Source organism: Curtobacterium sp. MCBA15_005 (genome assembly GCF_001864855.1).
Lineage (GTDB): Bacteria > Actinomycetota > Actinomycetes > Actinomycetales > Microbacteriaceae > Curtobacterium > Curtobacterium flaccumfaciens.
In genome coordinates this window covers 158,188-181,899 of sequence record NZ_MJGL01000003.1, presented here as the reverse complement: position 1 = coordinate 181,899, position 23,712 = coordinate 158,188, and the positions used below count along the sequence as shown (strand labels likewise).

The 23,712-nt window shown below is 69.4% G+C and carries 28 protein-coding genes; 10 read left to right on the top strand and 18 right to left on the bottom strand.

The features are described from left to right. Window positions 1-107 precede the first annotated feature (107 nt). Complete coding sequence (locus BIU89_RS02025; protein ID WP_071244594.1) at window positions 108-923, bottom strand: sigma-70 family RNA polymerase sigma factor; 816 nt, start codon at window positions 921-923, stop codon at window positions 108-110. Between the two features lie 443 nt (window positions 924-1,366). Here BIU89_RS02025 and BIU89_RS02020 point away from each other — a divergent pair, with 443 nt between their 5' ends. The 5 genes from BIU89_RS02020 to BIU89_RS02000 all read left to right on the top strand — a co-directional run bounded on the left by BIU89_RS02020 (window position 1,367) and on the right by BIU89_RS02000 (window position 5,752). After that, on the top strand, window positions 1,367-1,852 hold the full coding sequence (locus BIU89_RS02020) for a flagellar protein FlgN (RefSeq protein ID WP_071244593.1): 486 nt from the start codon (window positions 1,367-1,369) through the stop codon (window positions 1,850-1,852). A 4-nt stretch (window positions 1,853-1,856) separates the two neighbouring features. Continuing rightward, on the top strand, window positions 1,857-3,278 hold the full coding sequence (flgK, locus tag BIU89_RS02015; protein ID WP_071244592.1) for a flagellar hook-associated protein FlgK: 1,422 nt from the start codon (window positions 1,857-1,859) through the stop codon (window positions 3,276-3,278). 2 nt (window positions 3,279-3,280) lie between these two features. Next, window positions 3,281-4,162, top strand: a complete 882-nt coding sequence (locus tag BIU89_RS02010; protein WP_071244591.1) for a flagellin N-terminal helical domain-containing protein — start codon at window positions 3,281-3,283, stop codon at window positions 4,160-4,162. Then, complete coding sequence (gene fliW, locus BIU89_RS02005; RefSeq protein WP_027465503.1) at window positions 4,159-4,527, top strand: flagellar assembly protein FliW; 369 nt, start codon at window positions 4,159-4,161, stop codon at window positions 4,525-4,527. The genes BIU89_RS02010 and fliW overlap by 4 nt, the downstream gene beginning before the upstream one ends. A 262-nt stretch (window positions 4,528-4,789) precedes the next feature. Then, window positions 4,790-5,752, top strand: a complete 963-nt coding sequence (locus BIU89_RS02000; protein ID WP_071244590.1) for a hypothetical protein — start codon at window positions 4,790-4,792, stop codon at window positions 5,750-5,752. 17 nt (window positions 5,753-5,769) lie between these two features. Here BIU89_RS02000 and BIU89_RS01995 read toward each other — a convergent pair whose 3' ends face one another. After that, entirely contained in the window at window positions 5,770-6,417 is a 648-nt protein-coding gene (locus BIU89_RS01995; protein ID WP_071244589.1) for a hypothetical protein, read from the bottom strand. A 38-nt stretch (window positions 6,418-6,455) separates the two neighbouring features. On the opposite strand from BIU89_RS01995, the gene BIU89_RS01990 reads away from it, so the two are divergent. After that, window positions 6,456-7,328, top strand: a complete 873-nt coding sequence (locus BIU89_RS01990; protein ID WP_175474955.1) for a hypothetical protein — start codon at window positions 6,456-6,458, stop codon at window positions 7,326-7,328. 70 nt (window positions 7,329-7,398) lie between these two features. Here BIU89_RS01990 and BIU89_RS01985 read toward each other — a convergent pair whose 3' ends face one another. Next, window positions 7,399-8,367, bottom strand: a complete 969-nt coding sequence (locus BIU89_RS01985; RefSeq protein WP_027465501.1) for a beta-ketoacyl-ACP synthase III — start codon at window positions 8,365-8,367, stop codon at window positions 7,399-7,401. Window positions 8,368-8,436: 69 nt separating this feature from the next. Further along, window positions 8,437-8,844, bottom strand: a complete 408-nt coding sequence (locus BIU89_RS01980; protein ID WP_071244588.1) for a ChaB family protein — start codon at window positions 8,842-8,844, stop codon at window positions 8,437-8,439. Window positions 8,845-8,943: 99 nt separating this feature from the next. On the opposite strand from BIU89_RS01980, the gene BIU89_RS01975 reads away from it, so the two are divergent. Then, window positions 8,944-9,915, top strand: a complete 972-nt coding sequence (locus tag BIU89_RS01975; protein WP_071244587.1) for an aldo/keto reductase — start codon at window positions 8,944-8,946, stop codon at window positions 9,913-9,915. 119 nt (window positions 9,916-10,034) lie between these two features. On the opposite strand, the gene BIU89_RS01970 is transcribed toward BIU89_RS01975, so the two are convergent. Beyond that, window positions 10,035-10,691 (bottom strand): tyrosine-protein phosphatase, encoded by a 657-nt coding sequence (locus tag BIU89_RS01970; protein ID WP_071244586.1) that lies wholly within the window; start codon window positions 10,689-10,691, stop codon window positions 10,035-10,037. Between BIU89_RS01970 and BIU89_RS01965 the strand changes: the two genes are divergently transcribed. Further along, entirely contained in the window at window positions 10,672-11,262 is a 591-nt protein-coding gene (locus BIU89_RS01965; RefSeq protein WP_175474954.1) for a hypothetical protein, read from the top strand. The genes BIU89_RS01970 and BIU89_RS01965 overlap by 20 nt on opposite strands. 183 nt (window positions 11,263-11,445) lie before the next feature. Here the strand turns inward: BIU89_RS01965 and BIU89_RS01960 are convergent, their stop codons facing one another. From BIU89_RS01960 to zapE, 13 genes are all read right to left on the bottom strand, one after another. Continuing rightward, window positions 11,446-11,793, bottom strand: coding sequence for a hypothetical protein (locus tag BIU89_RS01960; RefSeq protein WP_071244584.1), 348 nt, complete (start codon window positions 11,791-11,793; stop codon window positions 11,446-11,448). 362 nt (window positions 11,794-12,155) lie between these two features. Beyond that, window positions 12,156-12,989 carry a hypothetical protein gene (locus BIU89_RS01955; protein WP_139178746.1) on the bottom strand — a complete coding sequence of 278 codons (834 nt, stop codon included), beginning with the start codon at window positions 12,987-12,989 and terminating at the stop codon, window positions 12,156-12,158. Window positions 12,990-13,002: 13 nt separating this feature from the next. After that, entirely contained in the window at window positions 13,003-13,512 is a 510-nt protein-coding gene (locus tag BIU89_RS01950; protein ID WP_139178744.1) for a hypothetical protein, read from the bottom strand. Window positions 13,513-13,712: 200 nt separating this feature from the next. After that, window positions 13,713-13,877, bottom strand: coding sequence for a hypothetical protein (locus BIU89_RS18340; protein ID WP_175474953.1), 165 nt, complete (start codon window positions 13,875-13,877; stop codon window positions 13,713-13,715). 60 nt (window positions 13,878-13,937) lie between these two features. Then, window positions 13,938-14,285: a hypothetical protein gene (locus BIU89_RS17945; protein ID WP_139178742.1), complete on the bottom strand. Its 348-nt coding sequence runs from the start codon at window positions 14,283-14,285 to the stop codon at window positions 13,938-13,940. 3 nt (window positions 14,286-14,288) lie between these two features. Next, window positions 14,289-14,567 (bottom strand): RNase A-like domain-containing protein, encoded by a 279-nt coding sequence (locus BIU89_RS01945; protein WP_071244581.1) that lies wholly within the window; start codon window positions 14,565-14,567, stop codon window positions 14,289-14,291. A 229-nt stretch (window positions 14,568-14,796) separates the two neighbouring features. Continuing rightward, window positions 14,797-15,681 (bottom strand): hypothetical protein, encoded by an 885-nt coding sequence (locus tag BIU89_RS01940; protein WP_139178739.1) that lies wholly within the window; start codon window positions 15,679-15,681, stop codon window positions 14,797-14,799. Window positions 15,682-15,696: 15 nt separating this feature from the next. Next, entirely contained in the window at window positions 15,697-17,769 is a 2,073-nt protein-coding gene (locus tag BIU89_RS01935; protein ID WP_071244579.1) for a DNA/RNA non-specific endonuclease, read from the bottom strand. After that, on the bottom strand, window positions 17,766-18,125 hold the full coding sequence (locus BIU89_RS01930; RefSeq protein WP_027465489.1) for a DUF6507 family protein: 360 nt from the start codon (window positions 18,123-18,125) through the stop codon (window positions 17,766-17,768). The genes BIU89_RS01935 and BIU89_RS01930 overlap by 4 nt, the downstream gene beginning before the upstream one ends. Before the next feature lie 45 nt (window positions 18,126-18,170). Next, a complete protein-coding gene (locus tag BIU89_RS01925) occupies window positions 18,171-18,527 on the bottom strand; it encodes a hypothetical protein (RefSeq protein ID WP_071244578.1) in 357 nt (118 codons plus the stop codon). Next, window positions 18,524-19,585, bottom strand: coding sequence for a DUF6177 family protein (locus BIU89_RS01920; protein WP_071244577.1), 1,062 nt, complete (start codon window positions 19,583-19,585; stop codon window positions 18,524-18,526). Before BIU89_RS01920 ends, BIU89_RS01925 begins: the two co-directional genes overlap by 4 nt. A gap of 97 nt (window positions 19,586-19,682) precedes the next feature. Further along, window positions 19,683-20,957 carry an ammonium transporter gene (locus BIU89_RS01915; RefSeq protein ID WP_071244576.1) on the bottom strand — a complete coding sequence of 425 codons (1,275 nt, stop codon included), beginning with the start codon at window positions 20,955-20,957 and terminating at the stop codon, window positions 19,683-19,685. Between the two features lie 210 nt (window positions 20,958-21,167). Next, window positions 21,168-22,190: a cell division protein ZapE gene (gene zapE, locus BIU89_RS01910; RefSeq protein ID WP_071244575.1), complete on the bottom strand. Its 1,023-nt coding sequence runs from the start codon at window positions 22,188-22,190 to the stop codon at window positions 21,168-21,170. Window positions 22,191-22,330: 140 nt separating this feature from the next. Here zapE and BIU89_RS01905 point away from each other — a divergent pair, with 140 nt between their 5' ends. Together BIU89_RS01905 and BIU89_RS01900 are read left to right on the top strand one after the other, a co-directional pair. Further along, window positions 22,331-23,242, top strand: a complete 912-nt coding sequence (locus BIU89_RS01905; RefSeq protein ID WP_071244574.1) for a sulfurtransferase — start codon at window positions 22,331-22,333, stop codon at window positions 23,240-23,242. Further along, complete coding sequence (locus BIU89_RS01900; RefSeq protein ID WP_027465483.1) at window positions 23,239-23,697, top strand: SufE family protein; 459 nt, start codon at window positions 23,239-23,241, stop codon at window positions 23,695-23,697. The genes BIU89_RS01905 and BIU89_RS01900 overlap by 4 nt, the downstream gene beginning before the upstream one ends. The last annotated feature ends 15 nt before the right edge of the window (window positions 23,698-23,712 follow it).

Here is a 23,712-nt window from a genome sequence, read left to right as displayed (position 1 = left end):
CCGTGAATGTGGGTCGTGCGTCGGCCCGTCCGTGGGCTGACATGGATGACTCTCGGCCGGTTGCCGGGAGTCGTTAGGGGATCGGCGGAGAACTTTCCGCCGACGTCTCAACTCGCCGCGACGGCCGGGCCGGACGCGGCGTCGTGCACGGCACGGGCGACACCGGCGGCGGCGTTCGTGGCGACACGGGCGAGGTAGGCGCTGCGGCGGGCCGCGGTGGTGCGGCTCGCGGGCTCGACGGTGGTGCCGTCGCCGTAGTGGGCGGCGAGACCGTCGTGGAGCAGGCGCATCGCCTCGGAGCGCTGCTGCGAGACGGCCGAGTGCGTGATGCCGAGCTCGGCGGCGACGTCGGTGACCGAGCGGTCGCCGAAGTACACGGCCTCGACGATGAAGCGCATCCGCTCCGGCAGGGCCTCGACCGCGGCGCGGAGGTACCGGCGCTTCTCGGTCTCGAGCAGGCCGTCCCCGGGGAGCGGCAGGTCCGCGGGGACGAGGTCGTGCACGGTCTCGTCCAGCGGCGCGACGGTCCGGGCGGCGTCGCTCATCGCGTCGACGGCGGTCTGCTTGTCGACGCCCATGGCATCGGCGATCTCCTGGGCACCGACGCTCCGACCGAGGCGTGCGGACAGGGCCTCCTGCGTTGCCAGGGTCTCGCGGATCCGCTTCCGGGTGCCGCGGGAGGCCCAGTCGGCCGAACGCATGTCGTCGGCCAGCGCACCGGCGATCCGGGTGCGGGCGTAGGCGCCGAACGGCACGCCGAGGGTGGGGTCGAAGGCCTCGGCGGCTGCGACGAGTGCGAGCGATCCGACGGCGGCGAGGTCGTCGCGGTCCAGGTGCGTCGCCCGGGAGCGGACGTCGGCCACGATGTAGCCCACGAGCGGGAGGTGCTCCACGATCATCGCGTTGCGTTCGGTGCGGTCCATGCTGTTCCCCTGGTCGACCTGACGTGTGTCGGCTCACCCGTCCGTGGGCGCGACGGACGCCGGCCTCGGATGGCCGGTGCGTACGCCGAAGACCCGCCCGGGTCCCTCCGAGCGGTGCACCCCGCATCGTTCCCGAGCGGTTCCGGGTGTCCCCCGGGGTGCGTTCTGAATGTATCGGCTGGCAATGCGCTGAACAGGTGCACAACCGTCCCCAGTGCGGGGGTGTCAGGCCCCGTTTCGGGTCGGCATTTGGGGGGACCCGGGGTCGGGAACGCCCGTTCTTGTCCCCCGACGGGGGTCATCGGGTCACAGAGTCGACGAGTACGGGGGACGGCACTCGGCCGCCGGGGCTTACGGTCGCGGTCACGGAGTCGATAGGTCCGGGTGTCCGCAGGATGACGGACCGGGGACCACCCCGACGAACCACCACCTGGGAGGAGCTGATGAGCGTGAACGACCTGTCCGCCGTGCTCTGGCGCGAACGCGAGCTGCTCGAACTGCTCACCTTCAAGCTCGAGGAGGAACAGCTCCTGCTCACCGCGGGCCGCTCCCGCTGGGTGTCGCACGCCAGCCGTGAGGTCGAGCAGGTCCTCGACCGGCTCCGCAGCACCGGTCTCGAGCGTGCCGCGCAGAGCGCCGAGGTCGCCGAGGAGTGGGGCGTGGCCGCCGACGCTCCCCTGCGCGACGTCGTCGCCGCGGCACCGAACGGGCCGTGGGGCGAGATCTTGTCGTCACACCTCACTGCGATGGTCGAACTGACCACCCAGATCGGTGCCCTGCGCGACGAGAACGACCGGTTCCTCCGTGCCGCCGCCCAGGCCACCGAGGAGACCCTGGCGGGGACCGTCACCGGCGCCGCCACCTACGACGCCAGTGGCACGTCCGGCCCAGGCCAGGACGGCGCCCGCCTGTTCGAGGGGACGCTGTAACACCGTGGTCAGCACCTTCGGATCCCTCGCGACCGCCTACTCCGGCCTCGCAGCCGCCCGTGCCGGCATCGACGTCACCGGCCAGAACATCGCGAACGCCGGCACCGCGGGCTACACGCGGCAGCGCGTCACGCAGAACTCGATCCCCGCGACCCAGACCGGGTTCATGCGGGGCACCGCGGCCCTCGCCGGCCAGGGCGTCTCGGTCGACGGCATCGCCCGCCTGGCGTCCCTGACGCTCGACGCCGGTGTCCGCGTCGCCGCCGGTTCGTCGGCCTACGCCGATGCCCGCGCCACGGCGCTCTCCGCCCTCGAGACCGGGTTGCACGAGCCCGGCAAGGACGGCCTGAGCGCCAAGCTCGACGCGTTCTGGTCGTCCTGGAGCGAGCTCGCCAGCCACCCCGACGACCCGGGTGCCGCCAGTGCCGTGCTCGGGGCCGCCGGCACCGTCGTCGCCGCCCTGGCTGCCGGCTCGAAGGCCGTCGACGCGCAGTGGTCCTCGGTGCGCGGCACCCTGACCGGGCAGGTCGCCCAGCTGAACGGCGCCGCGGAGCAGGTCGCCGACCTGAACGGCCAGATCCGCACCGCGCTCGCCTCGGGCGGCAACGCCAACGAGCTGCTCGACCAGCGCGACCAGCTCACGCAGCAGATCGCCACGCTCGCCGGCGGCACCACCCGGACGAACGCCGACGGCACGGTCGACGTGCTCCTCGGCGGCAACCCGCTCGTGCAGGGCACCGACGCCCGCTCGGTCGCCCTCGGTGGCGGCGAACGTCTCGCCGACGGCACCGCGGTCACCCTGACCTGGACCACCGGCACGGCCGGGGCGGTCGGACTGGGCGGCGGGTCGATCGGTGGCGCCCTCGCGGTCCTCGCACCCGCGTCCGGCACCGGCACGGGCGGCGCACTCGCCGAGGCCTCCGCGTCCTACGACGCCGTGGCCACGCGGCTCGCCACGACCGTGAACGCCCTGCACGCCGCCGGGACCACCCCGGCCGGCACCACCGGCGCCCCCTTCTTCTCCCTGGCGGCCGGCGTCCCCGCCGCCCAGGCACTCGGCGTCGTCCCCACGGACGCCGGTGGGCTGGCGACGCGGAACGCGGCGGGGGAACTCGACGACTCGTTCGCCGACGCGCTCGCGCGACTCGGGGCGTCGTCGGACGGCGCCGACCAGGTCTGGGCGACGTTCGTGGCGGGGGTGGGCACCGCCTCCAGGTCGGCCACGTCGGAATCGACGATGACCGGACTCGCGCTCACCAACGCGCGCAACCAGCAGCAGTCCAGCGCCGGCGTCGACCTCGACGAGGAGAACGTCAACCTGCTGAGCTACCAGCACGCGTACCAGGGCGCGGCGCGCGTCCTGACCGCGGTCGACGAGATGCTCGACACCATCATCAACCGCGTCGGACTCGTCGGGAGGGGCTGATCGTGATCACCCGTGTGACCACCCAGATGTCGATGGCGGCCGCCTCGGCCCGGCTGCAGGCCGGTGCCGCGCGGGTCGCCGAGCTCACCGACCAGGCCACGACGCTGCGTGCGATCCAGAAGCCCTCGGACGACCCGGTCGGCACCGCGTCGTCGATGCAGGTGCGCAAGGAGCAGGCCGCAGCCGCGCAGTACTCGCGGAACGCGAACGACGCCGCGGCGTGGCTCGCGACCACCGACAGTGCGCTGTCCGGCGTGTACTCGGTGCTCAACAACGTCCGCGACCTCACGGTGCGGGCCGCGAACTCCGGCACCATGAGCGACACCGACCGCGACGCGTTCGTCACGCAGTTCCGGTCGCTCAAGGCCGACCTCGAGGCACGCGCCAACACGACCTACGGCACCCGTTCGGTGTTCGCGGGCTCGTCGACCGCCGCTGTCGCCTACCACCCCGCGACGGGCTGGGCGGCCTCGGGCACCGACGTGTCGCGTCGGGTCGGCGACGGCACCACGGTGCGGGTCGACACCTCCGGCGCCGCGGTCTTCGGCTCCGGCGACGACTCGGTGTTCGGCATGATCGACTCCATCGTCAGCGACCTGCAGAACGGGGTGAACGTGAACGCTCGCATCGGGGACGTCGACACGGCGCTCGGGACCGTCCGCGGCGCCCAGGCCGACGTCGGCGTCCGGCACGCCGCTGCACTCGCGGCGCAGGACTCGCTGAAGTCCGCGACCGTCTCGCTCGAGAGCCGCCGCGCCGACATCGAGGACGTCGACCTCGCGAAGGCCGTCCTCGACCTGCAGGTGCAGCAGACCAACTACCAGGCAGCCCTCGCCGTCACCGCGAAGGTCCTGCAGCCGACCCTGATGGACTACCTCCGATGAGCATCTCCCTGACCTTCGCCGTCCCGCCGTTCGGGCTCGCTCCCGCCGCGGCCTTCGAGCTCTCGCCGGTCGACGGCGCCGAGGGGCTGTTCACGCTCGTCGGCGACGACGCACGGCTGTTCCTGCTCGACGCCGCGGTGCACCTGCCGTCGTACGCGCCGGAGCTCACCGACGAGCAGGCCGCCGGGCTCGGGTTGACCGACCCGGCCGATGCGATGCTGCTCGTGGTCGCGAACCCCGGAGCGTCCGGCACCACGGTGAACCTGCTCGCGCCGATCGTCGTGAACGCCCGGACGGCCGTGGGCGCGCAGGTCATCCTCGAGGAGCAGGACCTGCCGCTGCGGGCGGAGCTCGCGCGGGTGTAGGTGGGGGGCTTCGGGCCGGGCCGGGGCCGGTCGACGCGGAACGACGCTGTCGACGTCGTACGACATCGGTGCTGTCGCACCTCCGCGTCTGCAACTGTTGCGCACGCGTGACAGCGACCGAGTCGCCGTCGTACGACATCGACATCGACATCGTCGCAAGTTGCTTCCGCCTCATCCCTCCACAGCCTGGAGGCGCGGCTCGTCATCCACAGATCGGCTCACCGTCGCCCCGTGGTCGGTCCCGGCGATCGATGGTTGATCCATGGACGACCGCGCACGCACCATCCCCCTCATCCGCACGACCGGCAAGCCCAGCGCCGAACGCCGGACCCTGCAACGCCGTGTCCGTCGGGGCGAGTTGGTCGCGGTACGTCCCGGGGTCCTGGTCTCCCCGTCGTCGGTCGTCGGACTCCGGCCCGAGGGCCACCTGTTGCTCCTGGTGCGCGCAACCGCGCCGATGATCCACGCGCCGAGGGCCTTCGCGCGCTCGGCTGCGGCTGCCGTGCACGGACTCCCCTTCGTCCATGCCCCACCGACGAAGGTCGACGTGGTCGATCCGCGCCGCGAACGCTCCGACACGTCAGCACATCTGCGGCTCCATCCCGGACCGCTCGTCCGCGAGCCGACGCCGGACGCACGGTGGGCCGGCCTGCCCGCGACCACCCCCGCGGAGATCGACGGAGCGCCCGTCACGTCATTGGCACGGACCCTCGTCGACATCGCGGGTTCGTCCACCCTCGAGTTCGCGCTGCCGATGATCGACCAGGCGCTCCACGATCGGCATCTCCTGCCCGAGGTCCTGCTCGACGAACTCGCCGCGACGGGGCCCACGGGCCACGACAAGGCGGGGATCGCCGTGGGGATGGGCTCGGCGCTGTCGGGGTCACCGGCGGAGTCAGTGTGCCGCGTGCGCTTCCGCGAGATCGGGGTGCCGGAGCCGGTGCAGCAGCACGTGTTCGCCCGGGCCGGATCGGCCACGGCGATCGTGGACTTCTGGTTCCCCGACCAGGGCGTCGTGGTCGAGGTCGACGGCCGCGCGAAGTACGAGGACCCGGCGCTGATCGACGGGCGATCCACCGCGGACGCGCACTGGCGCGAGAAACGTCGTGAGGACTTCATCCGGTCGTTCCCCGAGGTCCGTGTGGTCGTCCGGCTCTCGTGGTCCGACCTGATGCAGCCCGACCGGGTGCGGGCTGCCCTCCGGCGCGCGGGTGTGCCGTGCTGAGGCTGCGTGTTCGACGATCAGCGCGGACGACGCGGCGCGTCCGGGTGGTACGTGCGCTGACGCTCGATCCGCGGCCGACCGGACGCTTCACCGGCGTGCGCCACCCCACCGACCACGACCTCACCGAGTCCCACGCGCACACCACGGACCGGCCCGGTGCCCTTGACCACCCCGCCGCGGTGGTCGGGGTCGGGCTCCCGGTGGTCGCCGCCGTCCGCCAGTTCGACGTCTCGCAACGAGACCGGCCCGAGCACCTGCGCGCCCTCGCCGATCCGCGCCGGCCCCTCGACGAGACACCCTGCCGTCAGGCGAGCCCGACCACCGATGACGACGTCGGACCCGTCAGCCACGATGGTCACCGGGCCCGGGCCGAGTTCGGCACCCTCGCCGATGTGCACGGCCGACGCCGACGCGACGACGGTCACGGGTCCGGGGCCCAGGCGGGCACCGGCGGCCAGCGTGATCACCCCACCGTGACGGGTCTCGAGCGTCGTGGACGGGTACAGCTCCACGCCGGGCAGGACCGACACGCCCACCCCGATCAGGACGGACGCGGGATCGAGCACCCGGACCTCGGGCGCGAGGGCGGCCACCTGCCGGACGGTCAGGAACCCGGCCGCACGACGGGCGGCGTCGAGGGGTCCCTGCCCCGGATCGGTGTCCACCCAGCGAGCCTCTCACGTGCCCGGCGTACGGTGAACGCATGGCCCGTGCCCCGAAGGACCAGTCGATCGTGCCCCTGCCGACCGCACCGGTCTCCCCCACCTCTTCCGACCCCCGAACGCAGCAGGTCCAGCCCTCGGGCTGGGCCAAGTGGCTCGATCGGGTCATCAGCGTGCAACGTCCCGTCGTGGTCGCGCACGTCAACGCGATCCGTCGCCGCAAGCCCGACGCGACACCCGCCGAGGTGATCCAGATCCTCGAGCGGCAGTACCTTGCCGCCGTCACGACCGGCGGTGCCGCGGTCGGTGCGAGTGCGGTGATCCCCGGGGTCGGGATGGCCGCTGCGCTCGGACTGAGCGGCGCCGAGACGGTCGGGTTCCTCGAGACCACCGCGCTGTTCGCACAGTCGGTGACCGAGGTGCACGGCATCGCGCTGGACGACCCGGAGCGCGCCCGCACGCTGGTGATGGCGATGATCCTCGGCGCACCGGGCACGCAGCTCATCAAGCAGCTCGCCGGACAGGCCGCTGGCGGTCAGGCCCGGACGGCGTTCTGGGGCGAGATGGTGACGTCCTCGCTGCCGAAGCAGGTCGTCAACGGCATCGGCGGACAGGTCCGTGACCAGTTCATCAAGCGCTTCGCCATCCGACAGGGCGGCTCGGTCCTCGGCCGCGCGCTCCCGTTCGGCATCGGAGCGGCCGTCGGCGGTCTGGGGAACCACGCCCTGGGGCGCAAGGTGATCCAGGCGTCGCGGACGGGGTTCGGCATGCCGCCGGCGGAGTTCCCGATCGTGTTGACGGTCACGCCGACTGCCGAGAAGACCCGGCGCGCGCTGCCGTGGAAGCGCGGCGCGGGCAACGACCAGGACCTCTGGACCGAGCCGGGCCAGGACGCCCCCCGCTCGAAGCGCTAGCGGGACGACCGAGCAGGGCCCGGGCACGGTTGCTCAGCAGCCGAGCCCGGGCCGTTCGTGCAACTGCGCCTCAGAAGGACCGCACCGGCGTCGTCACGACCTGCCCGGCGTGGGCGAACCCACCACCGAACCCGAACAGCAGCGCCGGCACCCCCTCTGGCAGATCGCCACGCTCCCACGCCTTCGACAGCCCGAGCGGCACACTCGCGGCCGAGGTGTTCCCGGACTCGACGACGTCGCGGATGACGAACTTCGACTCGCCGCCGAGCGCGGTGACGAGCGGCTCGATGATCCGCAGGTTCGCCTGGTGGAACGCGAACACCTCGATGTCGTCCATCGAGAGCCCGGCGGCCTCGACGACCTTGCGGGCGTGCCCCTCGGCCTCGGTGATGGCCCACCGGTAGATCGAACGGCCCTCCTGGTTGAACCGCCCGGGCGACCCCTCGACACGGACGGCGTCGAGCAGGTGCGGCACGCTCCCCCACGACACCGGGCCGATCTCGGGCGTCTCGGCGACCCCGAGCACGGCGGCACCGGCCCCGTCACCGACGAGCACGCAGGTCGACCGGTCGGTCCAGTCGGCGATGCCGGACAGCACCTCGGACCCGATGACGAGCGCGACGTCGGCCGAACCGGTGCGGATGGACTGGTCGGCGAGCCCGAGCGCGTACTCGAACCCGCTGCACGCGGTGTTGATGTCGATCGGCGCCGGACCGTTCGTCATGCCGAGAGCGGCGGCGACCCGACCTGCCGTGTACGGCGCGCGGTCCTGGTGGGTGGTGGAGGCGACGATGACGAGTCCGACGGCCGAGGGTGACACCCCGGCGTCGGCGAGGGCGCGGCGTCCGGCCTCGATCGCCATCGACGTCACGGTGTCGTCGGGCCCGGCGATCCGACGCGTCTGGATCCCGGTGCGGGTGCGGATCCACTCGTCGTTCGTGTCGACCATCGTCGAGAGCTCATCGTTGGTCAGGACGCGTTCGGGCTGGTGGTGTCCGAACCCGAGGATCCGGCTGCCGCGGAGTGCTGGGATGTTCATCGTCGGCACGTTACCCCCTCACTCCACCGCCGCATGCCGATCGGGGAATGGAGAGCACCGCACCCGCGGTCACTTCCGCGCCGCTGCAGTCGCGCGGTCGTTCGCCTTGCCGATCGCGTCGACCAGCTCGTCCTTGGTCATCTTCGAGCGGCCGCTGACGTCGAGCCGCTTCGCGACGTCCATCAGATGCGCCTTCGAGGCGTTCGCGTCGACGCCGCCCTCGGTCTTCCCCGAAGAACGCGATCCGGAACCGCGGGAGCCAGCGGCGCCGGAGTCGGACGGCCCGAAGGACTCCTTCTCCTCCCAGTGGTCGCCGACCTTCTCGTACTCGTGCTTCACGGCGGCGAACGCCGTGCGGTGCGCCCGCTCGCCCGGGCCGTACGTCTCGTTCGCCGAGTCCAGTGTCTTCTCGAAGACCTCCTGCGCGTGCTCCGGTGACCGCTGCAGGGTGCTGGGGATCTCGTCCTTGGCTGGCATGACTGCTCCTCTCGAGTGGTACCCCCTGACTACTCCCAACCCCTCGACCGGTACTCCCAGGGCCTGGCGTCCGCAGCGCGTCACGAGTAGACCCGTCTCATGGACTACACACACCTCGGACGGACAGGGCTGTCGGTCTCGCGCGCCGTGCTCGGCACGATGAACTTCGGCCCGGAGACCAGCGAGGACGACTCGCACGCGATCATGGACCGGGCCCACGAGCTCGGCGTCAACTTCTTCGACACCGCCAACGGCTACGGCGGCTCGGTGGGCAAGGGCGCCACCGAGGAGATCATCGGCCGCTGGTTCGCCAAGGGCGGCGGACGTCGCGAGAAGACGGTCCTTGCCACCAAGGTCTACGGCGAGATGATCGACTGGCCGAACGGCGGCAAGCTCTCGGCGTACAACATCCGCCAGTCGCTCGACGCTTCGCTGCGCCGCCTGCAGACCGACCACATCGACCTGTACCAGATGCACCACGTCGACCGGGACACCCCGTGGGACGAGATCTGGCAGGCCATGGAACTCGCGGTCGCCCAGGGCAAGGTGCTCTACGTCGGCTCGTCGAACTTCGCCGGCTGGCACATCGCCCAGGCGCAGGAGGCCGCGAAGCACCGCAACTTCCTCGGCCTCGTCAGCGAGCAGTCGATCTACAACCTCGTCGTCCGGGACGTCGAGCGCGAGGTCCTGCCCGCCGCCCGCCACTACGGCCTCGGCGTGATCCCGTGGTCCCCGTTGCAGGGCGGCCTCCTCGGCGGCGTGATCGAGAAGACCGAGAACAGCTCGCGTCGCCTCTCCGGCCGCAGCGCCGAGTACGTCGACTCGCACCGTGACCAGCTCCAGGCCTACGAGTCCTTCGCGAAGGAGCTCGGCCACACTCCCGGCGAGCTCGCCCTCGCGTGGCTGCTGCACCAGCCCGGCGTCACCGCGCCGATCACCGGCCCGCGCACGATGGAGCAGTGGGAGTCCGCGGTCCGGGCCGTCGACATCCGCCTCGACCAGCGTGCGCTGGACCGGCTCGACGAGATCTTCCCGGGGCACAAGACCTCGCCGGAGGACTACGCCTGGTGACGTCGCCGACGGAACCAACGGGTCGCTGACGCGACCATCTGCCTGGAGGCGCGGTGCGGGTCGGACCCGCACCGCGCCTCCAGTGCGTGGTCACGTCCAGAACGCGACCAGCGTCGCGATCAGAGGCGCGCGATCTCGTCGTCCTGCAGGCCGATCGCCCGCAGGTACGCATCGACCGAACCCCAGCGACGCTCGACGTGGTCGATGACCGTGGTCATGATCGCCGGCACGCACCGTTGCGCGATCGCGGTGGCCTCGGGGTCGGCGCTCGCTGCGCGTTCCCGCGCGAAGCGGTCGACGAGCCGCTCCGCACTCATGGCGTAGTCCTCACCGATCGCGTCGATGTCCGCGCCCCAGTGCCGTGCGAGCAGCGCGCTGACGATCCCGGTGCGGTCCTTCCCGGCCGAGCAGCACACCAGCACGTCACCGTCGGTCGCCGCGACGGCGCGAAGTGCTTCGGCGATCCCGGTGCGGTGCCGGTCGAGCCAGTCGATGTACTGGTCCTCGAGGGCGATGGCCTCGGCTGCCGACTCCAGGTCCGACGACGGATCGAACATCGGGACACCTCGGTAGCCGGGCGACGCCGCGAGCGGATGCGGCACGGCGGCGGTCTCGTCGACCCGGCGGAGGTCGATCACTTCGGCGAGACCGGGCGGGTAGGCGTCCGGCCCCACCGGTTCGGTGTTCGCCCGGTACACGGTGCGGGGGTGGTCGGCCTGGAGGGCGGTACCGCCGACGGGGCGGAGGTTGGTGAGGATGTTCGACGTCGTGGTCATGCTTCCAATCTGCCGGGGACGAGCCGTCTGCGAGGATCGAACCATGAGTGAACACACCGAACTCATCGTCGCCCTCGACATCGCCGAGCGTGATCAGCGACGAATGGCTGCCGACGTGAACGATTGGCTCCGCGCGTCCGGCTGGAGCGTCCGATCGGCGTCCGCGAACGGGCCGGATGCTCTCGGTGCGCACGCGGACTCGTTCCGTGAGTCGACGTGGAGCAGCGCACCGTCAAGCGCGATCCTCTGCTCCGTCGAGGACTCGATGTGGGACGCGGTCAGCGACATGGAAGGTCCGCGCTGCTGGCAGTGCGACAGCGAAATCGCCGACGAGGACGTCTCGCACCTCGGCGACTGGATGTCCGGCCCAGAACCGGTGTTCACGTGCGGCCAGTGTGGAGCAGTCGCCCTCGCCGGCGACATGAACGTGGCGAGCAGTGTCGTGTTCGGGAACCCAGGAATCACGATCGAGTGTTTCGGGTACGACGGCATTGCCCTCGCGCGGCGGCTGCTGACCGAGGTCCGTGGATCATTCGCGAACCGATGGGCTTATGTGCACCGCCAGCGGTGACCTCATCTCGAAACTGGCGAGGCCCTGTCGTCCCGGCGCTCACGCGGAGGGCGGTAGCGCTCCTCGCCGCCCCCGTGACCGTCGGAGCGCCGTGATGGCAACGGACAGCTCAATGCCTGAGAACGTCGCCAGTACGAAGGGGAGGTCCTGTTCGGAACTCGGTCGAGTCCGAGTGCTCACCATTCAGTCGAAGACCTTTGGAACCGCGCCGTCGGCGAGCTCCTCTACTCGCTTGCCAACTTCGCGCAACAACGCCCGACCTGACCCGGAACCAAGGCGGTAGTTCGCGTTCATCCGACGAAGAAATGCGTCCACCTCCCGACCCTCGGCGCCGTCAGCACCCAGCGAGACGAACTCCTTCGACATTCCAGCAAGCTCTTCGCGGCTGAACCCGTCGATGTAGAAGTCGACGTAGTCGGCAACGGACGAGTAGTCGTCCCACCAGTATTGGTAGAGGTTCTCCAGGAAGCCCCCAAGGAGAGGAATCGCTTCGGAGTAGTTCTCGTACCCGATCTCGGTCAATCCAGTCATGTCACCCTCCGAGCCGTGTCGGGTACGCGGTCCGGACCACGAAACCGCCTGAACTGTTCTTGTCCCACAACAACTGCATCCACATCTGCTCCTCGTCTGCGAAGACCCCATCACCGAACCGCCGTCCGATCGCCTGATCGAACGTCGCGGTGATGTGAAGATCCTGGGTTTGGGTTTGGGCTTGGGCTTGGGCTTGGGCTTGGGCTTGGGCTTGGGCTTGGGCTCCATGTTCAACCGGTTCGAGGTCTTGTCGACTCAGCTGTCCCGGGTGCGGCCGATCAAACGGTTGAGATCGTCCCCAGGGAGACGGAATCCGTCCCGTCGGGCTCGGCGTCAACACTCGAAGCTCGGCCGCCCGCTGATCAGGATGCCGACTGCACGTTGAGGAGTTCTTGACTGGCAAGAGCTACGAGCGGACGCATCAGGGCCTCGACATTGACCCGGACGACCTCGTCATCGTCGAGCGCCGCGCTCGTTGGCTCCGCTGCATCCGCAGTCGACCCCGGTCTGAACTCGATCAGTCCGCCCTCGGACGCCTCACGACAGAGGCGCAAGACCTGCCCGACATGCGTCGAGCCGGCGAGTTCGCTGGAGACGACCTCAGCAACTTGATCTGCTTCCACTGCAACACCGTCGTCATCGCTACCGGCCTGGATGGCGTCGCGGATCATGTCTCGAACGATCATCCAGTTCTCGCTGCTCGCGAGCGGCGCGAGCACTGGCTGCCAAGCATCCACGAAACGAAGCGGATTGGCTGCGAGGCGCTGGACGAGCCACTCCGGCGTGGTCTTGGCATCCCGCGGGTACTGCTTGAGATCTTCGCGAAACTGCGTGGTCTCGACGCGCTCAGATTGCACGATGCTGCCATCGAGGTCGACCTGGACAGGCCACTGCGGCTCAGTGTCCCAGTCGAAATCGAACCGATAGGCTCCGGAGCTCTCGACCTGGAGTCGCCCCGTGAACCAAGCGCCATGGTCCGCGTCAGACATGAAGGCTCGAAGATCCTTCCAGGCTTGCCACTCCGCCAGGTCGGCGGGAGGGCCGAAAGTCATTCCGCTCGCGGTGAGCACCGCCCGCTGCAGTCGCGACGAGACACCGACGTTCACAAAGACTGAAGTCGCGCGCGACCATGCGCTCGGCATGCGGTCGAAGGTCAAGAGCGCAAGGCGATTCTGCAAGCCGTGCAGATCTTCCACTGAGTTCAACCTTTCAGTCCTCAGGCGCACGGTCGGAAACCTTGATGCCCTCTGCCTCCCAGAGCACCTCGAGAGACTTTGCGAGGTCAACGAATGCTTTGAAACTCGGATCCGACGTGCTCTGGGTCACAGGCTCGCCGAATTCCTCGGAAGAAAAGTCCACTGAGACCGAGTTCGGTGCCACCCGTCGCGTTTGATGTGTGGCACCGGCACGCACGCGGATGGCCGCATAGGTGCCGTCAACCACTGGCGAGAGCAACAAGAAGCTGACCCCCCGAGCCGGATCCGGCTCACCGTCGACACGCAGCACGCTCGATCGCACGAGTTCGGGCGCTCCGCTGTCCCTGTAGTCGACCGAGCCGACCTCGCTGCTCACCTTCCAAGCTCCCTCGAACTCCGGGAACGCTCGGACGAACCGATCGCGACTCTGCGATGCGAGATCCGCGATCTCGTCAGCGGACTGCTGCCGCGCCGCCCACTGCACTTTCATCTGCCAACCCGAAACGTCGATGACGCTGCTCACCATCCTGCAAACTCATCCGGTAGAGGCCGGCATTCCACGACCAGTCCATCGTAGTCGGCGGCGAGTCGAGCGAACTGTGGTGCTCACCACCGAACGGAACTGAATCACTCCTTGATCTTCCTTCATGAAATCGGGTAGTCGCCCGTCGTGTCCACGAAGAACCGCTGACCGTCCTCGACGCGGAAGCCGTCGAGCGCGGTCTATCGGCCGTGTTCGGTGCGGATGACCAGCTCGGGGACCGTGCCGTCACTCGCTGGTTGAATACCCGTAAAGTACTGCTGCTCGGCCATCCCGGCATTGTTGCGCTTCACCAGTTCCCACGTCGCGGTGGCGTGGTCAGACTGCAGTTCGACGTGTCCGATCACCGGCTGGTCCCCGGGAGCGAACGCAAGCAGTTGTTGTTACCGCGGCTGAAACGGATGTCGCTAGGCCGACGACCGGAACACGTGAGTTACGACTTCGTTCGCGATTTTCTTGAGGAACGCCCGCCCGCCCAAGCCGGTGTGGGCCATCGGGTCGACGCTGGCGTTCAGCTTGAGGATGAGAGCCGACACAGCCGCATCGTCCATGTCGGTACTGAGTACTGAGTTGATCTCTGCTCGTACATCAGTCGCGGACTGCACAGAAACTCCTTCAAGAGCATCATCGAATGCTTCAGAAGCATCACGATAGTCCATCTCCCAGGTGGGGTAGAAAATTGCAGGGAGAAGAGACGAAAGCGCAGGAAAGGTTCGACGAATTTCCACTGTACCTAGATCTTCGATGTCAGCCATCTATCACACCTCCGGAGGCGTTAGGACTGCGGTCTTGATGAAGAAGCCCTGCGGTGCAGAAGCGTCGCGTCTGAGGATCACTGTGACCGTGTGGCTATCGACGACTTCATGGAGGTAGTACCGACCAATCGGGTCCCGGAACGTCGCGGTGAACGCTTTAACCTTGTCGGGTCCCGCCAACCACCCACCCACGGAGCCCTTGTTCGCATCGAGCGTCTCACCGAGAACTCTATTGAGATCGTCGGCAGTCAGCCGGAACTCGCCGTGACCGTTCTTCGGCATTGGGTCTCTACCCATGATCGATGAAGCATCACAGCGGGTTGCACCCGGGGAGCTCGGAACCGTACGGCGTCGCTACGAAGCCCGGACCGAGCAAGTCAGCGGGGACTGCGACTCCACGTGCTTCGTGGAGCGAACCGGCGGTCTCGGAACCTCTTGCGAAGACGCTCCGCCGTGGCCTGCGCGTCATCGGGCGTGACGTCGAGCGCGAGGATCTGCTGCCGGTCTTCAGTCACGATCCACCCCCGGAGAGCGATCCCCCATCCACGCCGGGCAAACGCACCACGCTGCGCTCGAACCCGACCAGCCCCTCGAGCGCGTCGCGGAATTGGGCGATCTGCGGTGATAGCTGCGGATACTCAATCAGTGCCTGGCCCGCGTTGACAGAAGGGTCGATTCCACTCCACACGTGATCTTGAGTGGTTCCCTCGCTCGGAATCACCGACACGATGGATCGAAGCCGGCCCACATCGACTTGGTTTAAGACGTCCTGGAGGAGGCCATCGGCAACCTCATCGTCATCCAGCAGGTCGAGTTCATCGTCGAGGATCGCTTCACGTAGAAGCCGCTTCACGCCTTCAGCGATGACCATCCAGTCGGAATTCTCCTGCATCTTCAGCATCGCGCTCGGCCACACGGCGTCTCGGAATTCCGGACCCGGCAGCGACTGCAATTCCTCGAGCCATCGCGGCGTCATCTCCGGAGTTCGCGGGTACCGAAGGAGATCAGCAAGCAACGCGGAGCGCTCGATGTCTCGGCCCTGCTGAACTGCCCCACCCGTACCCACACTGCTCGGCCAGACAGGGCGCTCATCCCACTCGAAATCCATGCTGTAACGACCGTCGCTCGACACCTTCAGGTGACCCGTCAACCATGCTCCGCGGTCGGCACCGGCCATGACGCCGCGAAGCCGCGACCAAGCACCATAGAGCTCGATTGCGGGCGTGGGACGCTGCACAGACTGACCGTCAAAAGTCGAAAGAATGCCGTTGAGCTGCTGGGTGTTCGCGACCTCGACGAAAACGTCATGACAGGTCGCCCAACCTTCACCAAGCGTTCGCATCGTCAGCGCAGCTACTTCATTCTGCGCAGCGAGTTCAGCTTCAATCGATCCCAAGAATCGGCCTCCGTGTCAAAAACTTAAGAAGTTGTTGTTACCGATGATTTGCACCTCGGGCTCTTCACCAAGCTTACCCCAGGTGATTCGGAATTGCGACGGTCGATGGGAGGCAGCGTCGTAGACAATGTCCGTTTCCATGCGAATCGGAGAGTCGGGATCAGCCTTGAGCATCCGACGGATGTCGCGCTCGATCTTCGCGAAAGCCCTCAGGTTCACCGTCCCACCATGCTGAGCGACCAGATTGGCCCCGAACGGTGAACCACCGTGCGCCGTCGCCACGACGTGCCCGCCGTGGTCTCCAGGTAGTCGATCCGCACGCCCAGCGAGGAGTTGCTCGGAGGAGGATCGGACACGCTCACCTTGCGGCACGATCTCGCTGACGATCGAATCTGCGTGGACGGTGCGACCCAACGCATCCGTATCGAGCACGAACGAACGGTCCGTCATGACGTAGCGCGTCGAGGGCTGCAGGTTCTTCTCACGGAGCGCGTCGTCGATGTAGGACACGTGACGCACTTCGTGCGGGTCGTGACGCTCTGACGGGTAGGAGGTCTCCCACGAATCGCGTGACGGTGCGGATGTACCAACGTGCGCAGGACCGACAGACGCTCCTGATGCAGAATCTCCGATGTGACTCGAGGATCGCCCATCCACCCGATCCGCCACCGAGTGCAACCAGTGCCCACCCGACCCCGGGTTTCCCACCTCGATGTGCGGCCGCCCGAGCCCCACTCCGAACCCGTCCGGCGTCGCCATGGCGTGCTCGACGCTGACCTTCACGGTCGGGATCTTGTCCCCGAGCCCTCGGAGCGCATCCGCGAACCCGCCACGCCCCCGCGCCAGCAGGTCCGAGACTCCCGACAACGCCTTGCCCGGCAGGCTCGACAGCGCATCCCCGACCCGCACGATCGTGGTGCCGGTGGCAGCGACCTTGGACCCGATGAGCGCGAGCTTGCTGCCGTCGGCCCCGAGCACCGCGAGCCGCGACCCGAGCGCCGCGACCTTCGCGCCGGCGCCGACCTCGCCCGCGCCGGGGATGAACAGCGTGCCGATGTTGAACGCGGCACCACCGGCGGCGTGCGCGGGGTCGTCCCGCCAGTCCTCCGGCGACCCGACGAAGCCCTCGACGAGGGTCTTCTGCTGATCCATGATGCTGCGGGCGGTGTCGCCGACGACATCCGGCAGGACGCCCTTGGGGAGCGCCGCGGCGATCAGCAGCGGCGGGCTGCCAAGCAGGACGATCAGTCCGAGGGACTCCGCGAAGCCCTTCCAGGACTGCGCCGCCCAGTCGCCGTCGCCCCACTCGCCGGTCTGCGAGTTGTACCCGATCAGTCCGCCGAGTCCCTCGACCGTGCCCTTCGCGGCGTCGTACACGCCGGAGTCGAACGATTCTTGGCACGACTGGTCACCGCGCCCGGTGCTCCCCCACGGCATCGGTTCGTTCGCCTTGACGGCGGCCGTGTAGTCGACGGCCCGCACCGGGGCCAGGCACATGTCGGTGCGCAGCCCGTTGATCGCGTTGACACACTCAGCGGACGCGGCGGAGAGCTTCGTCTCCTGCTCGGCGACCTTGGTGAGCAGCTCGTTGTTCTCGTCGACGTACGGCGTGTACTGGTCCCACGGCAGGTGCACGTCGTCGAGCACCTCGCCGAAGTTCTGGACGAGCCCGACGATGCCCTGGTTGGCCGGGTGCTCGGGGTCCCACGGGCCGACGGTCTTGCCCTTCAGCGCCTTCTCGACGAACGTCGCGGCCTCGGCCTTCAGCTCGACGAGCCGCTTCGCGATGGGCGCGACCGCGGTCGCGTAGTCGCCGATGAACGTCGACGCCTTCTGCAGGGTCGCGGCGAGTGCGGCGGTGTCGGTCTCGACGCCGTCCATGACCGCGAGCAGTTCGGTGGAGTCCGGCGTGGTGTAGCTGCTGCCGAGCTTCGCCCAGGCGGTCTTCACCTCGCCGCCGCGCGTCTCGACGTCGGTGGCCGACGTCGAGAACGCCGTGCCGGCGGTCTCGACCTTCGCCGCGTCGATGTTCGCGCCGGGGATCGCGTCCGGGTCGATCAGGCCGTCGGCGCGGCACTGGCCGCTCACTGGTCACCACCCAGGTCGAAGGCCGAGAAATCACCGGTACTGGAGGCCCGGATCGCGTTGGTCTGCGCCGTCGCGGCCATCTCCTCGTCACCGTGGTAGTAGGCGAGGGTCGCGGTGGCAGCGCCGGCCAGACCGGCGGTGATGTGGTTGCCCACGCGGGTCAGGAGGGCCGAGTGGCTCTCGATGAGTGCCGCGACGGCGCCGGCAACCGCCTGGTCGTCGCCGACGGCGGTCGTGAGCGCCGCGTGCGCGTCGGCGAGACCGTCGAACGCGGTCGAGAGGTTCGTCGCCGCGGTCTCGGTGTCGGTGAGCGTCGTCTGCACGCCCGCGGGCTCGATCTGCCAGCCGTTCCCCATGGCTCCCCCTGGTCGTCGTCCCGCTCGGTCAGAGCGATCGCGTGGTCAGTGCACGGCTCGGGACGCAGCCGTTCCCCCGGCGGCGTCCGCGATGCTGTGCACGATCCGCTCGGCCGTCCCCCGGAACGGGGGTTGCGCGGCCGTGTGGATCTCGGTCCACCATAGCCGATCACCCGCCACCGACAAGGGTCCGGCGAGCAGCCGCTCCGCGTCGGTGACGCTGTCGAGCCGGCGGGACTGGAAGAGCGTGAGGAGCACCACTCCGTCGTCCGACACGAGCTGTAGCGCATCGCCCAGCCAGAGCTGGCGGATGCCGAGCGTCGGGTCGACCGCAGCAGCCCCGGTCAGCACGGCTGCAGCGTCCACGTGGTCGGCGCTGAGGATCGTCCACTCGGCGCTCATCGGTCTGCCCCGAACCCGAGCAGTTCGACGGCACGGGGGCCGAGCGCGGTGCCGAGCTCGGCGAGCCGCCGCCAGCGGGCCTCCACCTCGGCGCCCCCGGTCAGCCCTGCGGTCGGCGGCGAGAAGTCGAGCAGCAGCGACGGCACGCGCGGCGTCCCGACCGGCGTGGCACCCACCGGCACCGAACCGGTGTCGACGCCGAGGTCCCGCACGGCGGCGGCACCCACGACCGCTCCGAGGGGGACGGGCATGCCGCGCTGCCGAGCGGCGAGGGTCGCGTCCGGGTGCCCGCCCGATCGCCAGGCCGTGCCGAGCAGCACTCGCTGTCGACGCGCGAGGTCGGCCAGGACGTCGACGACCGGACCGTCCACCGGAGGCGAGTCGTTCCCGTGGACCGGCACCGTGCCTCCCGGCCGTGGCAGTGCCAACCGTGTCTCCTCGGTGACGCCCGTCGCGGACCGTTCGATGCGGAGTTGCACCGCAGCGAACCCGCCGTCGACCGGGGCGACGGCGACGAGCCGGGTCGGACGGGGCGCGCGCCCGCGGGCGAAGTCGGTGACGGCGCCGACGCTCCAGGCGAGCGTGGCCGGCTCGACCGTGCCCCAGGCCGTGGGCGCACTGCCGGCGAGTCCCTCGAGCAGGAGCTCAGCGGTGCGACCGATGCCGGCCTGCTCGGTGGCGGGGTGGTGGACGGACACGATCAGCTCGACCCAGGGGACCTCGTCGGCGCCGAGCCGGGTGGTGCGCTGGGAGGCCTGCGGGGCGAACATCGCGGTCGCGACGTCGTCGACGACCTCGGTGGAGCCGGCGGCGCGGTAGCGGTCGCCCTCGCGGACGACCCACGCGCTGCTCGTGCGCCGGAGCATCGCGAGCATCGCCGGGGTGAGGCGGCTGGTGGGCGGGGTGAGCAGCACGAACGCGAGGTCGGCGGCCCGTGTCTCGAGCACGAGCCCCATCCGGGCGGAGGAGAGCGACACGATCGCGGCGCCGGTCTCGGAGACGACGAAGCCGGGCCCGACCGCGTCGACGAGCGGGTGCGCGAGGGTGACGTCGTCCACGCCGGAACCCTACCGGCCGGGGATGGTCCCGCACACGACGACGGGCCCCGCGCTGCTGTGTGCGCGGGGCCCGTCGTCGTGCGGTGGTGGAGCGTGTCTAGCGGACGCTGACCGGGCTGTCGTCGGTCTGCTCGTAGAGGACGTAGCCCTCTTCGCCGTGGACCGCGGTGTCGATGCCCGCGACCTCGTCCTCGGTCTTGACGCGGAAGCCCATCGTCTTCTCGATGATCCAACCGATGACGAAGGCCAGGACGAACGAGTACGCGCCGACGGCACCCGCTGCAGCCGCCTGCTTGCCGAGCTGCTCGAACGAGCCGGAGTAGATCAGGCCGGTGTCGTTGGCGAAGAAGCCGAGGAACAGCGTGCCGAAGATGCCGCCGACCAGGTGGACGCCGACCACGTCGAGCGAGTCGTCGAAGCCCAGGCGGTACTTCCAGTCGATGGCGAAGCAGCAGACGATGCCGGCGAGGAAGCCGAGCAGGATGCCCCAGCCCGGGGTGAGGTTGGCGCAGGCCGGGGTGATCGCGACGAGGCCGGTGACGGCTCCCGAGGCGGCACCGACGGAGGTCGCCTTGCCGTCCTTGAGCTTCTCGACGAGCAGCCAGCCGAGGACCGCGGCTGCGGGAGCGGCGAGCGTGTTGATCCAGGCGAGCGACGCGACGCCGTTCGCGGCACCGGCGGAGCCGGCGTTGAAGCCGAACCAGCCGAACCACAGGATGGCGGCGCCGAGCAGGACGAAGGGCGGGTTGTGCGGCTTGTGCGCGCCCTTGGCGAAGCCGACACGCTTGCCGAGGACGATCGCCAGGGCGAGACCCGCCGCACCGGCGTTGATGTGCACCGCGGTGCCACCGGCGAAGTCGATGACGCCCCACGTGGCGGCCCAGCCGGAGGTCAGGTTGAAGACCCACGAGGCGACCGGGAAGTAGACGACCGTGACCCAGATGCCGGCGAAGACCATCCACGCGCCGAACTTGGCGCGGTCGGCGATGGCGCCGGAGATGAGCGCGACGGTGATGATCGCGAACGTCGCCTGGAAGCCGACGAACGCGAGGTCGGGGTAGGTGGCGGCGAGCGTGGTGGCCTGGGACTGTTCGAACGCCTGGCCGAGGCCGATCTGGTTCCAGTCGATGCTGAAGAACCCGACCACGCCGCTGACGGCCGTGTGCGGCCCCGTGTTGGCGAAGGCGATCGCGTAGCCGTACAGCACCCAGAGGACGCCGACGAGCGCGATCGCACCGAAGGACATCATCATCATGCTGATGACGGACTTCGCCTTCACCAAACCGCCGTAGAAGAAGGCCAGGCCGGGTGTCATGAACAACACCAGCGCAGCCATGATCATGATGAAGCCTGTCTGGCCCTGATCAAGCATCTGTTCACCTCTCGATTGCACGAGCGGCTCTTGGACCGCCTCGGGTGTCACCGAGTCTGGCGAGGCGAGGTTTCACGAGGGAGCACGAACTGTTTCGCGGATGTAACGCGACCGCGCCGTTTGTAAACGTCGTGTTTCCGCCGGCCCGATGTCCCCTGCGCGAGGGGCAGGAGACCGCCGTGGACAGATCGGTCTGACGGCGAGGGGTCCTCAGGCGCGGGTGAGCGCCACCACGCGGGACGCCGCGCGCAGGTACTTCTTGCGGTAGCCGCCCTCGAGCATCGCGTCGGGGTACACCTGGTCGAGCGGGGTGCCCGAGGCGACGATCCGCACCTGCGCGTCGTACAGCCGGTCCACCAGGGCGACCCAGCGCAGCGCGTCGGTCTGGTCGGTGAACGCCCGGACGTCGGTGAGTCCGACGGCGTCGAGGTCCTCGACCAGCGCGACGTACTTCGAGGGGTGCACGGAACCCAGGTGTGCGACCACCGCGCCGAAGTCGTCGAGCGTCACGGAGCCGGACGGCAGCGCGGCGGGCACGTCGGACACCACCTGCGCCGACTCGTCCACGGCACGTCGGCGGTAGTCGAGGCCGTCGATGCGCATCGTGTCGAAGCGGTCCGACATCGCCTGGATCTCGCGCAGGAAGTCCTGCGCGGCGAAGCGTCCCTCGCCCAGGGCTCCCGGTGGCGTGTTCGACGTCGCGGCGAAGCGGGTGCCGGTCTCGGTCAGTTCCTTGATGAGCCGGGTCATCACCATCGTGTCGCCCGGGTCGTCGAGCTCGAACTCGTCGATGCACACCAGTGCGGTGCCGCGGAGCAGGTCGACCGTCCCCTGGAACCCCAGGGCGCCCACGAGCGCGGTGTACTCGATGAAGGTGCCGAACGTCTTCCGGCCGGTGGCCGCGTGGTAGGCGGCTGCGAGCAGGTGGGTCTTGCCCACGCCGAACCCGCCGTCCAAGTACACGCCGGACTTCGCCGCGGGTTCCGCCGACTGCTTCCGGCGCCCGAACAGCCCGCGCCGCGGGGCGTCCACGGGACCGGCGGCCACGAACGCGGCGACGGCATCGCGGACCGAGGCCTGCGAGTCGTAGTCCGGGTCCGGCCGGTACGAGTCGAACGACGCGTCCGTGAACTGGGGCGGGGGCACGAGCGCCGCGGCCATCTGCTGCGGGGTCACCCGGGGATCACGGTCGACGAGGTGAGCGGGCAATCGGGGAACCCTTCCGGGAAGCATGTCGTGGGGTGTCACGTTGCGTCAGGGGCACGGTACGTCCGCGTACCGTTGCCCACAGGCACCGACGCCCGATCCTAGTCCGGCGCCAGCAGCACGCTCCCCAGCACCACGCTCCCCCGCACCCCCTGGAGGTACCCCCGATGACCGCACCGGTCGACCCGTCCGAGAAGTTCGCCGCCTACGCGCACCCGGAGCGCCTCGTCTCCACCGACTGGCTGCAGGAGCAACTCGACGCCGGGGCCGGCGCGCCCGACCTGGTGGTCGTCGAGTCCGACGAGGACGTCCTGCTCTACGAGACGGGGCACATCCCGGGCGCCGTGAAGATCGACTGGCACACCGACCTCAACGACCCGGTGCAGCGCGACTACATCGACGGTGCCGCCTTCGCCGAGCTCCTCGGCGGCAAGGGCATCGGCCGCGACACCACGGTCGTGATATACGGCGACAAGAACAACTGGTGGGCGGCGTACGCCCTCTGGGTGTTCACCCTGTTCGGCCACGAAGACGTCCGCCTGCTCGACGGTGGTCGCGGCAAGTGGATCGCCGAGGACCGCGCCCTGACCACCGACGAGACCCCGGTCACGCCCGTCGAGTACCCCGTCGTCGAGCGCCACGACGAGCCCGTCCGCGCGTTCAAGGACGACGTCCTCGCGCACCTCGGCAAGCCGCTCATCGACGTCCGCAGCGCCCCGGAGTACAGCGGGGAGCGCACGACGGCGCCCGACTACCCCGAAGAGGGCGCGCTGCGCGGCGGCCACGTCCCCACCGCCGTGAACATCCCCTGGGCGACGGCCGCAGCCCCCGACGGCACCTTCAAGTCACGCGACGAGCTCGACGCCGTCTACCGCGACGGTGCCGGCATCGGTGACGCCGACGAGGTCATCGCCTACTGCCGCATCGGTGAGCGCTCGAGCCACACCTGGTTCGTCCTGCAGCACCTGCTCGGCTACGACAACGTCCGCAACTACGACGGCTCGTGGACCGAGTGGGGCAGCGCCGTCCGCGTCCCCATCGTGCAGGGATCCGAGCCGGGTACTGTTCCGAACCGATGAACGCCAGCACCGACGCACCACTCCCCGCCACCCTCGCCGAGATCCGCGACGACTTCCTCGCCCTGGGCCAGAAGGACCGCCTGCAGCTCCTGCTCGAGTTCTCGAACGAGCTGCCCGCACTGCCCGAACGCCTGCAGGGGCACGAGGACGAGCTCGAACGCGTCGAGGAGTGCCAGTCCCCCGTCTTCATCACCGTGACGGTGGGCGAGGACGGCGATGCCCCGGACGTGGTCCGGATGCACGCCACCGCCCCGCGCGAGGCGCCGACCACCCGCGGCTTCGCCTCGATCCTGGCGCAGGGACTGTCCGGCCTGACCGTCGAGCAGGTGCTCGCCGTGCCGACGGACTACCCGCTGACCATCGGTCTGTCCGAGGCGGTCAGCCCGCTGCGGATCCGCGGCATGGTGGGCATGCTCGGACGCGTCCAGCGTCAGGTGCAGGCGGCGGTCGCGTAGACGCGACCCGTTGAC

Excerpts from the sequence above, each read along its gene's own strand:
- BIU89_RS02025 (WP_071244594.1), bottom strand. The coding sequence starts at position 923 with ATGGACCGCACCGAACGCAACGCGATGATCGTGGAGCACCTCCCGCTC.
- BIU89_RS02020 (WP_071244593.1), top strand. The coding sequence starts at position 1,367 with ATGAGCGTGAACGACCTGTCCGCCGTGCTCTGGCGCGAACGCGAGCTG.
- fliW (WP_027465503.1), top strand. The coding sequence starts at position 4,159 with ATGAGCATCTCCCTGACCTTCGCCGTCCCGCCGTTCGGGCTCGCTCCC.
- BIU89_RS02000 (WP_071244590.1), top strand. The coding sequence starts at position 4,790 with ATGGACGACCGCGCACGCACCATCCCCCTCATCCGCACGACCGGCAAG.
- BIU89_RS01990 (WP_175474955.1), top strand. The coding sequence starts at position 6,456 with ATGGCCCGTGCCCCGAAGGACCAGTCGATCGTGCCCCTGCCGACCGCA.
- BIU89_RS01985 (WP_027465501.1), bottom strand. The coding sequence starts at position 8,367 with ATGAACATCCCAGCACTCCGCGGCAGCCGGATCCTCGGGTTCGGACAC.
- BIU89_RS01980 (WP_071244588.1), bottom strand. The coding sequence starts at position 8,844 with ATGCCAGCCAAGGACGAGATCCCCAGCACCCTGCAGCGGTCACCGGAG.
- BIU89_RS01975 (WP_071244587.1), top strand. The coding sequence starts at position 8,944 with ATGGACTACACACACCTCGGACGGACAGGGCTGTCGGTCTCGCGCGCC.
- BIU89_RS01965 (WP_175474954.1), top strand. The coding sequence starts at position 10,672 with ATGTTCGACGTCGTGGTCATGCTTCCAATCTGCCGGGGACGAGCCGTC.
- BIU89_RS01970 (WP_071244586.1), bottom strand. The coding sequence starts at position 10,691 with ATGACCACGACGTCGAACATCCTCACCAACCTCCGCCCCGTCGGCGGT.
- BIU89_RS01960 (WP_071244584.1), bottom strand. The coding sequence starts at position 11,793 with ATGACTGGATTGACCGAGATCGGGTACGAGAACTACTCCGAAGCGATT.
- BIU89_RS17945 (WP_139178742.1), bottom strand. The coding sequence starts at position 14,285 with ATGGCTGACATCGAAGATCTAGGTACAGTGGAAATTCGTCGAACCTTT.
- BIU89_RS01945 (WP_071244581.1), bottom strand. The coding sequence starts at position 14,567 with ATGCCGAAGAACGGTCACGGCGAGTTCCGGCTGACTGCCGACGATCTC.
- BIU89_RS01930 (WP_027465489.1), bottom strand. The coding sequence starts at position 18,125 with ATGGGGAACGGCTGGCAGATCGAGCCCGCGGGCGTGCAGACGACGCTC.
- BIU89_RS01925 (WP_071244578.1), bottom strand. The coding sequence starts at position 18,527 with ATGAGCGCCGAGTGGACGATCCTCAGCGCCGACCACGTGGACGCTGCA.
- BIU89_RS01915 (WP_071244576.1), bottom strand. The coding sequence starts at position 20,957 with ATGCTTGATCAGGGCCAGACAGGCTTCATCATGATCATGGCTGCGCTG.
- zapE (WP_071244575.1), bottom strand. The coding sequence starts at position 22,190 with ATGCTTCCCGGAAGGGTTCCCCGATTGCCCGCTCACCTCGTCGACCGT.
- BIU89_RS01905 (WP_071244574.1), top strand. The coding sequence starts at position 22,331 with ATGACCGCACCGGTCGACCCGTCCGAGAAGTTCGCCGCCTACGCGCAC.
- BIU89_RS01900 (WP_027465483.1), top strand. The coding sequence starts at position 23,239 with ATGAACGCCAGCACCGACGCACCACTCCCCGCCACCCTCGCCGAGATC.